This window comes from Marinobacter sp. NP-4(2019), assembly GCF_003994855.1.
In the GTDB taxonomy this organism is placed as follows: Bacteria; Pseudomonadota; Gammaproteobacteria; order Pseudomonadales; family Oleiphilaceae; genus Marinobacter.
In genome coordinates this window covers 3,564,472-3,576,815 of the sequence record NZ_CP034142.1, presented here as the reverse complement: position 1 = coordinate 3,576,815, position 12,344 = coordinate 3,564,472, and the positions used below count along the sequence as shown (strand labels likewise).

10 protein-coding genes are annotated in these 12,344 nt (G+C 57.1%); 8 read left to right on the top strand and 2 right to left on the bottom strand.

The features are described from left to right. Nucleotides 1-29: 29 nt before the first annotated feature. From EHN06_RS16310 to EHN06_RS16280, 7 genes are all read left to right on the top strand, one after another. Nucleotides 30-431, top strand: a complete 402-nt coding sequence (locus EHN06_RS16310) for a ribonucleotide reductase subunit alpha (protein WP_127333580.1) — start codon at nucleotides 30-32, stop codon at nucleotides 429-431. A 217-nt stretch (nucleotides 432-648) separates the two neighbouring features. Next, nucleotides 649-2,745, top strand: a complete 2,097-nt coding sequence (gene nosR / locus EHN06_RS16305; RefSeq protein ID WP_127334476.1) for a transcriptional regulator NosR — start codon at nucleotides 649-651, stop codon at nucleotides 2,743-2,745. A gap of 55 nt (nucleotides 2,746-2,800) precedes the next feature. Continuing rightward, nucleotides 2,801-4,690 carry a TAT-dependent nitrous-oxide reductase gene (nosZ, locus tag EHN06_RS16300; RefSeq protein ID WP_127333579.1) on the top strand — a complete coding sequence of 630 codons (1,890 nt, stop codon included), beginning with the start codon at nucleotides 2,801-2,803 and terminating at the stop codon, nucleotides 4,688-4,690. A gap of 228 nt (nucleotides 4,691-4,918) precedes the next feature. Further along, complete coding sequence (locus EHN06_RS16295; protein WP_127333578.1) at nucleotides 4,919-6,184, top strand: nitrous oxide reductase family maturation protein NosD; 1,266 nt, start codon at nucleotides 4,919-4,921, stop codon at nucleotides 6,182-6,184. Further along, a complete protein-coding gene (locus tag EHN06_RS16290; protein ID WP_127333577.1) occupies nucleotides 6,184-7,116 on the top strand; it encodes an ABC transporter ATP-binding protein in 933 nt (310 codons plus the stop codon). Before EHN06_RS16295 ends, EHN06_RS16290 begins: the two co-directional genes overlap by 1 nt. Beyond that, nucleotides 7,113-7,943, top strand: coding sequence for an ABC transporter permease (locus EHN06_RS16285; RefSeq protein WP_127333576.1), 831 nt, complete (start codon nucleotides 7,113-7,115; stop codon nucleotides 7,941-7,943). The genes EHN06_RS16290 and EHN06_RS16285 overlap by 4 nt, the downstream gene beginning before the upstream one ends. A gap of 13 nt (nucleotides 7,944-7,956) precedes the next feature. After that, nucleotides 7,957-8,508 (top strand): nitrous oxide reductase accessory protein NosL, encoded by a 552-nt coding sequence (locus EHN06_RS16280; protein WP_206075672.1) that lies wholly within the window; start codon nucleotides 7,957-7,959, stop codon nucleotides 8,506-8,508. Between the two features lie 161 nt (nucleotides 8,509-8,669). On the opposite strand, the gene moaA is transcribed toward EHN06_RS16280, so the two are convergent. Both moaA and EHN06_RS16270 read right to left on the bottom strand, forming a co-directional pair. Then, nucleotides 8,670-9,662: a GTP 3',8-cyclase MoaA gene (moaA, locus tag EHN06_RS16275; protein ID WP_127333575.1), complete on the bottom strand. Its 993-nt coding sequence runs from the start codon at nucleotides 9,660-9,662 to the stop codon at nucleotides 8,670-8,672. A gap of 143 nt (nucleotides 9,663-9,805) precedes the next feature. Then, nucleotides 9,806-12,091 (bottom strand): nitric-oxide reductase large subunit, encoded by a 2,286-nt coding sequence (locus EHN06_RS16270; RefSeq protein ID WP_127333574.1) that lies wholly within the window; start codon nucleotides 12,089-12,091, stop codon nucleotides 9,806-9,808. On the opposite strand from EHN06_RS16270, the gene EHN06_RS21205 reads away from it, so the two are divergent. Then, entirely contained in the window at nucleotides 12,090-12,236 is a 147-nt protein-coding gene (locus tag EHN06_RS21205; protein ID WP_164735622.1) for a hypothetical protein, read from the top strand. The genes EHN06_RS16270 and EHN06_RS21205 overlap by 2 nt on opposite strands. The last annotated feature ends 108 nt before the right edge of the window (nucleotides 12,237-12,344 follow it).

The window sequence follows — 12,344 nt, the reverse complement described above, 5'->3', positions numbered from 1 at the left end:
CTACTTTCAGATCACAGGAAACCCAGAACATGATTTCCAGCTATTCCGATTTGCTCAAAGCCGCCAACGCCGAGTCAGAGCTCCAACGCCTGCTGTTTGTTTTCTGCCGGGCCGAACTTCCGGACGACGCGTCGGCCGCCGAGAAGGCTGCCTTTGCAAAAGGGGAAGGTGGGGCGCTGACGCCTGTCGTATGCGTCGACAAAACCCCGGATGAAGTCAGTGACTTTCAGGCACTTGTTGAAGAGTCACGCCAGACAGGACAAGCGTGGGATGTGGTCTTTGTTGCAGCCATGTCCGGTCGCGGAGGCATGGCGCCGTCCTCGGATGAAGCGCAGCAGCCGCTCACCATGATGGTGGAATCCGTGCGCCTGGGCCATGTCGGAAACTACCTGCCCCTGGACCGTGAAGGCCAGGCGGTCGCTCTAGGGTAAGTGTACGGAAAGAGGTATTTGAAGTTTGTGTTTTCTCTACTAAGTTTTTCTAAGCAGCCCGTTCGCAGTGAGAAATATCAAATTTCCCGAAGCGCCAGGCAATTAGTATTTCCTCTGTCGCTACTCTATTCAAACAGGTATCCCCGGGGGTGTCGTGAGTTTTATTCTGCGTGCTGTCACATCCGTTATCTGGCTGGCGTTTCTGGTTCTGTTTCCGATGATGGCCGCCATGGCCGCGGCCCCCGAAAACTATGAGCCGCTGGCCGCCCGGCAGGTGATCGAGCAGGCGTACCCCTCTGTTTCAGCTATTTCACCCATGGAAGGCAACCGTGCAATCCAGGAACTTCGAAATGGTGAAGAGCTTCTGGGGTATGCCTACCAGACCCTGGATTTTGTGCAGACACCGGCCTACTCCGGCAAACCGGTAAACGCCATCGTGGTGCTGGATACCGAAGGCACCATCAAGGCCACAAGAGTGATTGCCCACGACGAGCCCATTCTTCTGGTAGGCATTCCCGAGAGCAAGCTGGATATCTTTACCGATCAGTACACCGGGCTGGCGGCAGATCAGCGGGTAACCGTGGGCGGCCGTTCATCAGACACTCGGGTATCGGTGGACGGGCTGTCCGGTGCCACGGTCACGGTGATGGTGATCAATGAAGTCATCATGAAAACCGCCCACCGGGTGGGCGCCGAGTTGGGGCTGGTTGAAGGCGGAAGCGGCTCCAGGCCACCCATGGCGGAACTTCGAACCGGTGAATTTACCGAAAAAAGCTGGGACGAACTGACCGGTGACGGCTCTGTACGCCGATTGCTGCTGAGCCGGGGGCAGGTCGACGACGCCTTCAAGGGAACGGAAGCGGAAGGCATTGATGAAGCCGCTCCGGACGAGCGCGAGGAGGCGCTGATTGATCTCTACACCGGTTACCTGAACGTGCCGAGCATCGGCAAAAACCTGTTGGGCGAAAGCCAGTTCCAGTGGTTGATGTCCGAGCTGGAAGAAGGCGAACACGCCATTGCGGTCATGGCCAACGGAGACTACTCGTTCAAAGGCTCCGGTTACGTGCGTGGCGGTATTTTCGATCGCATACAGGTGCGTCAGTTTGGCGATACCTTCAATTTTCGCGATCTGGATTATCACCGCCTGAGCGATGTCTACGCGGAGGGTATGCCTCGCTTTTCCGAAATGGCGATCTTCATCATCCGCCAGCAATACAACTTCGACCCGGGTACACCCTGGTCGCTCGAGCTGTCGGTCAAGCGCCAGACCGGCCCCCTGGACAGCGAATTTGCGGTGTTCCCGCTGGAGTATCAGCTGCCGGATCAGTACTACACCCGGCCTGCGACCGAGCTGACAGAAGAAGAGTGGTTGGAAACGCAGCCCCTGTGGGTCCAGGTGTGGTACCAGCGTCAGTTCCAGGTGGCGGTGCTGGGCGTGGGCCTTGTTGTTCTGCTGTTGATCCTGTTCTTCCAGGACTGGTTGGCCAGTCGCCCCAGGCTGATCCGTTATATCCGCCACGCCTTCCTGACCTACACCCTGTTCTTCATCGGCTGGTATGCGCTGGGACAGCTGTCGATTGTGAACGTGCTGACCTTTGTGCACAGCCTGATCGGCGGTTTCAGCTGGGATACCTTTCTGATCGATCCGGTCATGTTTGTGCTCTGGGCGGTCGTCGCCGGCATTGTGTTGCTATGGGGAAGAGCCGTCTATTGTGGTTGGTTGTGTCCCTTCGGCGCTCTTCAGGAGTTACTCAACGAAATAGCGCGCAAGCTGAAAGTGCCCCAGTACGATTTGCCTTTTGCGGTTCATGAGCGTTTGTGGGCCATCAAGTACCTCATTCTTCTGGGACTGTTCGGCGTATCCCTGGACTCGCTGTCCACAGCGGAACAGCTGGCGGAAATCGAGCCGTTCAAGACCGCCATTACCCTTCGATTCGACCGCAGCTGGCCGTTCGTGACCTACGCGGTGCTGTTGCTGGTGGTCAACCTGTTCACCCGCAAGGTTTTCTGTCGCTACATGTGTCCACTGGGGGCTGCGCTGGCGTTGCCCACCAAGCTGAGAGTGTTCGATTGGCTCAAACGCCGCAGGGAATGCGGAAACCCGTGCCGCTTGTGTGAGCACGAGTGTGAGGTCCAGGCCATTCACCCCGATGGCAGGATCAATTACATGGAGTGCCACTATTGCCTCGATTGCCAGGTGACCTATTTCAATGACAACAAATGCCCACCGCTCATTGTGAAACGACGCGGCAAGCGCCGTGGTCATAACGCGCCGGGCCATCCGGAACAGATACCGGTCACTCAGGTGACCTGAAAAAGCAGTAAAACGACACGCAATACCGCCATTACCGACAACGGAGTTGGACGCTATGAAAAAGAGAGAAGAGCTTGGTAAAGACGCCCCGGAAGAGAGCGGGCTGAGTCGTCGAAAATTCCTCGGCGCAACCGCACTGGCTGGCGCTGTGGGCGCAACGGGGCTTGGCGGCGCCGTAATGACTCGGGAGTCCTGGGCCGCTGCGGTCACGGAAGCGAAGAACAAGGCCCACATTGCTCCCGGCGAGCTGGACGAATACTACGGCTTCTGGAGTGGTGGTCACCAGGGTGAGGTTCGTGTCCTTGGTGTGCCTTCCATGCGTGAGTTGATGCGCATTCCGGTGTTCAATGTGGATTCCGCCACCGGCTGGGGCATCACCAACGAGAGCAAGGACGTACTGGGGCACGACAAGACTTACCTGAACGGCGACTGTCACCACCCGCACATTTCCATGGAAGACGGTCGTTACGACGGCAAGTACCTGTTTATCAACGACAAGGCCAACAGCCGTGTCGCCCGTATCCGTCTGGATATCATGAAGACAGACAAGATCACCCATGTGCCGAATGTTCAGGCGATTCACGGCCTGCGACTTCAGAAAGTGCCTCGCACCAAATACGTGTTCTGCAATGCCGAGTTTGTGATTCCGCACCCCAATGACGGCAGCGACTACAGCCTGGAAAACAGCTACACCATGTTCAGCGCCATTGATGCGGACACCATGGAAGTAGCCTGGCAGGTAATCGTGGACGGCAACCTGGACAACACGGACGCCGACTACACTGGCAAATACGCTGCCTCCACCTGTTACAACTCGGAGAAAGCGGTGGATCTGGCCGGCACCATGCGCAACGACCGCGACTGGGTGGTGGTGTTTAACATCGAGCGCATTGAGGCTGCGGTCAAGAATGGCGACTTCAAGACCGTTGGTGACTCTGACGTACCTGTGGTGGACGGCCGTGACGGCTCGAAGCTGACCCGTTACATTCCGGTACCGAAGAATCCGCACGGCCTGAATACCTCGCCGGACGGCAAGTACTTCATTGCCAACGGTAAGTTGTCGCCGACCTGTTCTATTATCCAGATCGACAAGCTGGACGATGTGTTCGATGACAAGATCGAACTGCGCGACGCCATCGTGGCAGAGCCGGAGCTTGGTCTTGGGCCGCTGCACACAACTTTTGATGGACGCGGTAACGCCTACACCACGCTGTTCATCGACAGCCAGGTGTGTAAGTGGAACATTGCCGATGCCATCAAGGATTATAACGGCGAGAAGACCAATTACATCCGTCAGAAGCTGGATGTGCACTACCAGCCAGGCCACAACCATGCGTCACTGACCGAATCCCGCGATGCGGACGGCAAGTGGTTGGTGGTGCTGTCGAAGTTTTCAAAGGACCGGTTCCTGCCGGTGGGGCCGCTTCATCCGGAGAACGATCAGCTGATCGATATTTCCGGTGAGGAAATGAAGCTGGTGCATGATGGTCCGACCTACGCGGAACCCCACGACTGTATCCTGATTCGTCGTGATCAGATCAAGACCAAGAAGATCTACACCCGTGATGATCCGTTCTTTGCCAGTGCCCGTGAGCAGGCCGAGAAGGATGGTATTACTCTGGAGGCTGCTAACGAGGTCATCCGTGATGGCAACAAGGTGCGGGTTTACATGACGTCCGTGGCGCCGCAGTACGGGATGACGGAGTTCAAGGTGAAGGAGGGTGATGAGGTTACGGTGTATGTGACCAACCTGGATTCTGTTGAGGATGTGAGCCATGGGTTCTGTATGGTGAACCACGGTGTGAGTATGGAGATCAGTCCGCAGCAGACGTCTTCGGTGACCTTTACGGCGGGTAAGCCGGGGGTTTACTGGTATTACTGCAACTGGTTCTGTCATGCGTTGCATATGGAGATGGGTGGGCGCATGTTGGTGGAGACGGCCTGACCTTCTTCTGTCTGAACCTGGGTTGGGGCTCCTTGGTTGGGCCCCAGCTTTCTGGTTTGGGAGAAGCAAGCCAAGAGGAGACTGCTTTCCAAAACACGCTCAAGCCCATCCATGGGGCGCTTGGGCTCCGCCATCCCTGGCTCCGCACAGTTTTGGAAAGCAGTCTCCTCTTGGCTTGCCGTACCTTGGGTGCTGGCCTCTTGTCTTTTTATCCTCAGAGAGAAATTGATGTACCAAATTTTGCGTTATGGGGTGGCCCTGACAGTCGCCTTGTTATCGCTGACCGCGAATGCGGACCTGCAAGAACAGCTTGATGCACTGGAGCCCGGTGCCGTCTTTGAGCTGCCTCCCGAGCAACTTCCGTCGTTGGATTTCCGTGTGCCTGGTGTGACGGTGTCCTGTCATGCCGACACGGTGATTGACGGTGGTGGTCAGGGGAATGCCGTGGATATCCTGGCGGAGGAGGTGACGTTTTCCGGTTGTGAGGTGCGTAACTGGGGGCGGGATCTGAATGAGCTGGATGCGGGGATTTTTGTGGCGCGGGAGGCCCGGGGGGCGGTGATCGAGAATAACCGTTTACAGGGACCGGCGTTTGGGGTCTGGCTGGATGCGACGAAGGATGTGACGGTTCGTGATAATCGTGTACGTGGGGATGCTTCTATTCGGTCACAGGATCGGGGAAACGGGATTCATCTGTTCAATACCACGGAGGCGTTGATTGAGGGGAATGACATCAGTCAGACCCGGGATGCGATTTATATTGAGACTGCCAATCACAACGAGATCCGTAACAATCTTATGACGGATCTTCGCTATGGCATTCATTACATGTATTCGATGCATAACCTGCTGGAAGGCAATGTGACCCGGGGGACGCGAACCGGGTATGCGTTGATGCAGAGTAAGTATCTGACGGTGGTCAATAACCGGTCCGAGAATGATGAGAACTACGGCATTCTGATGAATTTCATCACCAACTCCGAGTTGCGGGGCAATGTGGTCACCGGGGTGTCTCAGGGCGAGACGGCGGGAGTTGCCATTTCCGGGGCTGAGGGCAAGGCGGTGTTTATTTATAATTCGCTGTACAACACGTTTGAGAACAATGTGTTCCGGGACAGCAATATCGGTATTCATCTGACGGCGGGTTCGGAGGACAACGAGGTCTTCAGCAATGCCTTCGTGAATAATCAGCGTCAGGTGAAGTATGTGGCAACGCGCACTCAGGAGTGGTCAAAGGAGGGGCGGGGCAATTACTGGAGTGATTATCTGGGGTGGGATCGCAATCAGGATGGCACCGGCGATGTGCCCTATGAACCCAATGACAATGTTGACCGGCTACTGTGGACCTACCCGGAGGCCAAGGTGCTGATGTTCAGCCCGGCGGTGGATACGCTGCGCTGGGTGCAGAATGCGTTTCCTGTGGTCAAAGCCGCCGGTGTTAGTGATTCGCATCCGTTGATGCGTCCTCCCGAACCATTACGACCGGAGTCCTGATGAGCTGTTTCCGTCTTGAGAATGTGAGTTACCGGTATGACAAGGCGCCGGTGTTGCGGGGTGTGGATCTTCGCCTGGAGCCCGGGGAAATTCTTGGGTTGTTTGGCCATAACGGTGCCGGCAAAACCACCAGCATCAAACTGATTCTGGGGCTGATGAAGCCGACTGAGGGCAAGGTGTCTGTACTTGGCGGTGAGGCGGGCGCCCCCGAGGTAAGCCAGCACATCGGTTATTTGCCTGAAAATGTCATGTTTTATCCTCAGCTGACCGGGCGGGAGATTCTGAACCACTTCGCCCGCCTGAAAGGTGCATCATTGAAGCAGGTGCCGGAGCTGCTGGGTCAGGTCGGGCTTGATGATGCGATGGACGCACGGGTCAAGACCTATTCCAAGGGTATGCGCCAGCGTTTGGGACTGGCCCAGGCACTGTTGGGCAAGCCGAAATTGCTGATGCTGGATGAACCCACCGTGGGGCTCGACCCGGTGGCGACGGCGGACCTTTACCGGTTGCTGCGTAAGTTGCGGGATGAGGGTGCGGCGATTGTGTTGTGTTCCCATGTATTGCCGGGGGTTGAGCCCTACATTGACCGGGCGGCGATTCTGACCGATGGCGCACTGCAGGCGGTGGGTGATCTGGCATCCCTGCGTCGACAGGCGAACATGGCTGTGACCCTGTCCATCGAACCCGCCAACGGGGTTTCCGCGCTGGAAAAGGTGATTGCCGACGCGTCTGCGGGGAATGGATTAATGACCCATGACAGTAACGGACGGCTGCGCGTGGACGTCCGTCCCTCTGAGAAAATGTCGTTGATCCAGGCCTTGCTGGATTCCGGCGAAGTGAGGGATCTGGGTATTCACCAACCGACGCTCGAAGACATCTATGTGCACTTTATCGGTTCCGGTGGCCTGGCCCATCGTGGGGGTGGTCAGTGAACAGTATCTGGACCATCGCCCGAAAGGAATTCAGCGACAGCCTGAGAAACCGTTGGTTGATTGCCATTGCCCTGGTGTTCGCCATCCTCGCCGTGGGTATTGCATGGTTTGGCGCGGCAGCGTCCGGGCAGGTGGGGTACGCGTCCACTCCGGCAACCATCGCCAGCCTGGCCAGCCTGGGCATTTTCCTGATTCCCCTGATTGCGTTGTTATTGGCGTACGATGCCATTGTGGGCGAAGAAGAGGGCGGTACGCTGCTCTTGTTGTTGACCTATCCGATAAGTCGTGGGCAGTTGCTGTTCGGCAAATTCCTTGGCCATGGCCTGACACTGGCTCTCGCCACATTGATCGGGTTTGGCGTTGCCGGCGTGGCTATCGCCGTGCTGGTGGATGAGGTGGTCATAGCAACACTGGCGACTGCCATGCTCCGGTTTGTCCTTTCCACCATTCTATTGGGTTGGGGATTTATCGCCCTGGCATACCTGATCAGTGTGCGGGTCAGCGAAAAGCCCATAGCCGCCGGCCTGGCCCTGGGCATCTGGTTCTTCTTCGTATTGATTTTCGACCTGATGCTGTTGGGCACACTGGTGGCGAGCGAAGGCAAACTGAACCCAGAGCTGTTGCCCTGGCTGCTGATGCTCAATCCCACCGATATCTACCGCCTGCTCAATATCGTGGCCTTTGGCGGTGGTGCCCAGCTAAGCGGCGTTCTGAGCCTGGGGACGGACCTGCCCATTGGCGCTGCCGGGTTGTGGTTTGCCCTGGTGCTCTGGTTTGTTATCCCCCTGGCCGGCGCCTGGGCCCTGTTCCGTCGCCGCCGAATCTGACCCGGAGATAGTTATGCGTACTGTGAATGCCAAAGCGTTGCCGGCGATCGTAATGTTTGCCCTGTTCCTGACCGGCTGTTCGGAACCTGAAGTTCAGGTCACTGAAAAGCCCGATCCGGTCCATTTTCAATCCGGTGACGAATGCCATGTGTGTGGCATGATCATCACCAATTTCGATGGCCCTAAAGGTCAGGCCATTACCGCGAGGGAACAGGAAACGCGTAAGTTCTGTTCCACCCGGGACATGTTCTCCTGGGCGCTACAGCCTGAAAATGCAAAACGTGACCACACGCTGTACGTCCACGACATGGCTCAGACAAGCTGGGAAAGTCCGGACGACACTGCACTGATTGATGCACGAGAAGCTTTCTTTGTGGTCGGGTCAGAACGAACCGGCGCAATGGGGCCAACCCTGGCTTCATTTGCGTCTGAAAGTTCAGCGTTGGAGTTTGCCGATGAGTATGGCGGCGAAGTTGTGGAGTTCGAGGATGTGACCATGCAGCATCTGACCCAGGGCATGTCACATAAAGAAATGGGAATGAATAATCACGAAGGCGAACATTAAAGTCGAATAAGCCCGGAAGTGGGTGGGCCCTCCGGGATCGTCAAAAACATGGATGTTTTTGTCGAGCGTACAGGGAAGTATTCACCGCGTATCCCGGAGGGCCCACCCACTTCTGGGCGTTAACTCCGAGTTAGAGATCCAGGGCGTAATCCCCCAGACCCTCAACCACCCGTCATATTCATAAACCGAAGAATCTGAACATCACCCTCAGCGGAAAAGTGATGACGCTCAGGCTTGAGGTCCATGGAATTGATGATGGTCTCCCGCAGCTTGTCGTCAGTCACCGGATGACCGCGCAGAACACGGCGCAGGTCCACGGAGTGCTCATTGCCAAGGCAAAGCAGCAGGCGGCCTTCCACCGTTACCCTGACCCGGTTGCAGGTGGAACAGAAATTGTGGGAGTGGGGCGAAATAAAGCCGACACGGACATCGCTGTCCGGCATCCGGTAATAGCGGGCCGGCCCCCCGGAGTCCTCCGGCGTGGGAATCAGTTCATGCCGCTGGCTGATAATGTCGCGGACTTCATCGCTGGTGCAGAGCACCTGGCCACGATCATGCTCGGAAATCTCGCCCAGGGGCATTTCCTCGATGAAGGTGATGTCCACCTTCTTCTTGCGGGCAAATTCGATCAGCTCGGGCACTTCCTGGTCATTGCCGCCTTTCATGACGACTGTATTGAGTTTGATGCCCTCAAAGCCGGCGTCTTTGGCCGCGTCAATGCCTTCCAGAACCCGGGAGAGTTTGCCGGTGCGGGTAATACGGCTGAATTTCTCGGCGTCCAGGGAGTCCAGGCTGATATTCAGCCGTTTAAGGCCGGCTTTTCGAAGTGGTTCCGCCATGGTGGGCAGCTGGCTGCCGTTGGTGGTCATGGCAAAGTCACGCAACCCGTAAGTGCCGATCTCTTTGACCAGCTCTAGAATGTCCTTCCGCACCAGGGGTTCGCCCCCGGTCAGCCGGATTTTCTCAGTACCGAGTGATACAAAGGTTCTGGCAACCCGGGCAATCTCTTCAAGGGTCAGCACCTGCTCGCGGGGCAGGAATGTCATTTCCTCAGCCATGCAGTAGACGCAGCGGAAATCGCAGCGATCTGTGACGGACAGGCGCACGTAATTAACGGTGCGCCCAAAACGGTCGGTCAGCTTGGCTTGGGGCATTGGCAGGTTTCCCTGTCTGAAAGTTTGATTAAATATAATGCAATTATCGCAGAATGGGGACAGGAATCCGATACCTCTGGCGGAGTAACACTTGTCCGGATACGACAGCGGGGCCACCAGGGGCCCCGCTGAGGGTGGGCTGTCTACGCCCGTTCGGGAGCGGCTTCCTCAGGTATGCTCTCGGCAGGGCGCAGCTCCGGGGAGAAAATCCCTTTCACCACCTGCCAGGTCACCGCAAGGGCACCAATGATGAAGACAACATCGCCCACAGTGCGGACCCAGCGCAGTGTTTGCAGGAGTTCGCTCTGCATAAAGCTTTCGCTGCGGGCGTACCACAGGCCTTCGCTGGCACTGGCCACGAACTGGATGATGCCGATGGGCAGCAGACTGGTGAACAGCATCAACACCAGACCTATGTTCAGCCACCAGAAGCCCACTTTCATCAGCCGCTCGTCAAAGACGATACGTGGGCGGATGTAACGCAGGATCAGCAGTGAGAAGCCCAGCGCCAGGAACCCATAGACTCCGAATAGCGCTGCGTGGGCGTGGGTGGGCGTAGTGTTCAGGCCCTGGATGTAATAGAGCGCGACCGGTGGGTTGATCATGAACCCGAGTACGCCGGCCCCCAGCATGTTCCAGAAGGCGACAGCCACGAAGAAGATCAGCGGCCAGCGGATGTTTTCCATCCACGGAGCGCGGGATTTCAGTCTCCAGTTTTCCCAGGCTTCGTACCCGAGAACAACCAGGGGCACCACTTCCAGGGCACTGAATGTGGCGCCGACCGCCATGACCGGCGTGGTGGTGCCGGAGAAGTACAGGTGGTGGAAGGTTCCCGGCACACCGCCGAGCATGAACAGGCTGGCAGACGCCAGGCTGGCGGAGGTGGCTACGGTACGGGAGACCAGGCCCATGCTGCAGAAAATGAAAGCCAACGCGGCGGTGGCGAACACTTCAAAGAAGCCTTCTACCCACAGATGAACGATCCACCAGCGCCAGTATTCCATGATGGAAATGTGGGTGCGTTCGCCATAGAAGAAACCGGCGCCGTAGAACAGGCCGATGGCCACCACCGAGGCAGTCAACAACGCCAGCAGGTTCTTGTCACCGGGCTGTCGCAGGGCCGGGACGATGCCGCGCAGCATCAGCACCAGCCAGAACACAATGCCGAGGAACTTGCCAATCTGCCAGAGACGGCCAAGGTCGACAAACTCGTAACCCTGGTGGCCCAGCCAGAAACTGAGGTTGACCGGCATGATCTGGGCGATGGCCAGGAAGTTGCCGATGAACGAGCCTGCAACCACAACTACCAGGGCCCAGAACAGAACGTCGACCCCCAGTTTCTGGAATTTCGGGTCTTTGCCGCCGTTAATAATGGGGGCGAGGAACAGACCGGCGGCCAGAAAACCAGTGGCAATCCAGAACAGCGCCGCCTGTATGTGCCAGGTGCGAACCAGAGAGTAGGGGAACCACTCGGAGACGTTGAATCCGTAAAAGCTCTGACCTTCCACTGTGTAATGCGCGGTAAATCCGCCAAGCATGACCTGGAAGGTAAACAGGCCCACAACCAATAGCAGGTATTTCCCCAGGGCCTTCTGGGACGGCGTCAGGGCAAAGGTGCTCAGTGGATCCCTGACCGGAGCCGCGGGATCTTCTTCATCTTCTTTGCGCAGGAATGCCCAGGCCCAGATCAGGCCGCCCACACCCGCAATCAGCAGGACAACGCTGACGATTGACCAGACCACATTTTCCGCGGTCGGTTTGTTGTCAATCAGCGGCTCATGGGGCCAGTTGTTGGTATAGGTAGCATCGCTGCCCGGGCGTTCAGTCGACGCTGCCCAGGCGGTCCAGAAGAAGAACTCGGTCATCCGCTGACGGCGCTCGACGCTCGGCAGGGTGTTCTCCTTCATGGCGTAGTTTTCGCGAGTAGACTGAAGTTCCGGCGAGTTGCTGAACAACCGGCTGTAGTAGTCCGCTGTTTCAGCAATCGCTCGAGTTCGGCGTTCTGACAGGTGCAGGGTGCCGGTGGCTTCGTCATAGCTGTTGCTGCGGTACTCGGTTTTCAGGTCATATTGCAGGGCGTTCCGCTCTTGCCCATTCAGGCTGTGCCAGTCCTGCCCGTACTCTTCCTGAGCGGCGATTGCCAGCCAGTTTTCCAGCTCCCGGTGAAGCCAGTCTGCCGTCCAGTCCGGTGCCTGGTAGGCACCATGCCCCCAGATGGACCCCAGTTGCATGCCGCCGACAGACTGCCAGGCAGTCTGGCCGTCGAGAATGCTTTCTTCGGTCATCAGGGTGTCGCCGTTAGCTGACACTACCTGGTCCGGAATGGGAGGCGCAGCGCGGTAGACCTCCGCACCGAAGTATCCCAGCAACGTGAAGGTAATCCCCACGATCGTAATCAGTAACAACCACAGGCGGCGGTACTTAGCCATGTTGAACGTCTCCTGTACGACCATCAACGCGATGGAAAAGAATGTCGTTTTCGAGGTGAATGTGTTGCATGAGGTCATCCCGGAGCTGCTTTCGGTGCACGTTATGAAAGCGGGTAAGGATGTGTTCGATCAGGGCGTCGTTTGATGCCTCTGTAATCTGGACATTTGGGTCCAGTGGGTGTGCTGTTGTGGTCATGGTATGGCCCTCCTCTAAAAGGTGTAAAAACAATACATCTTAATGATTGAAGAGGTG

Excerpts from the sequence above, each read along its gene's own strand:
- EHN06_RS16310 (WP_127333580.1), top strand. The coding sequence starts at position 30 with ATGATTTCCAGCTATTCCGATTTGCTCAAAGCCGCCAACGCCGAGTCA.
- nosR (WP_127334476.1), top strand. The coding sequence starts at position 649 with ATGATGGCCGCCATGGCCGCGGCCCCCGAAAACTATGAGCCGCTGGCC.
- nosZ (WP_127333579.1), top strand. The coding sequence starts at position 2,801 with ATGAAAAAGAGAGAAGAGCTTGGTAAAGACGCCCCGGAAGAGAGCGGG.
- EHN06_RS16295 (WP_127333578.1), top strand. The coding sequence starts at position 4,919 with ATGTACCAAATTTTGCGTTATGGGGTGGCCCTGACAGTCGCCTTGTTA.
- EHN06_RS16290 (WP_127333577.1), top strand. The coding sequence starts at position 6,184 with ATGAGCTGTTTCCGTCTTGAGAATGTGAGTTACCGGTATGACAAGGCG.
- EHN06_RS16280 (WP_206075672.1), top strand. The coding sequence starts at position 7,957 with ATGCGTACTGTGAATGCCAAAGCGTTGCCGGCGATCGTAATGTTTGCC.
- moaA (WP_127333575.1), bottom strand. The coding sequence starts at position 9,662 with ATGCCCCAAGCCAAGCTGACCGACCGTTTTGGGCGCACCGTTAATTAC.
- EHN06_RS21205 (WP_164735622.1), top strand. The coding sequence starts at position 12,090 with ATGTTGAACGTCTCCTGTACGACCATCAACGCGATGGAAAAGAATGTC.
- EHN06_RS16270 (WP_127333574.1), bottom strand. The coding sequence starts at position 12,091 with ATGGCTAAGTACCGCCGCCTGTGGTTGTTACTGATTACGATCGTGGGG.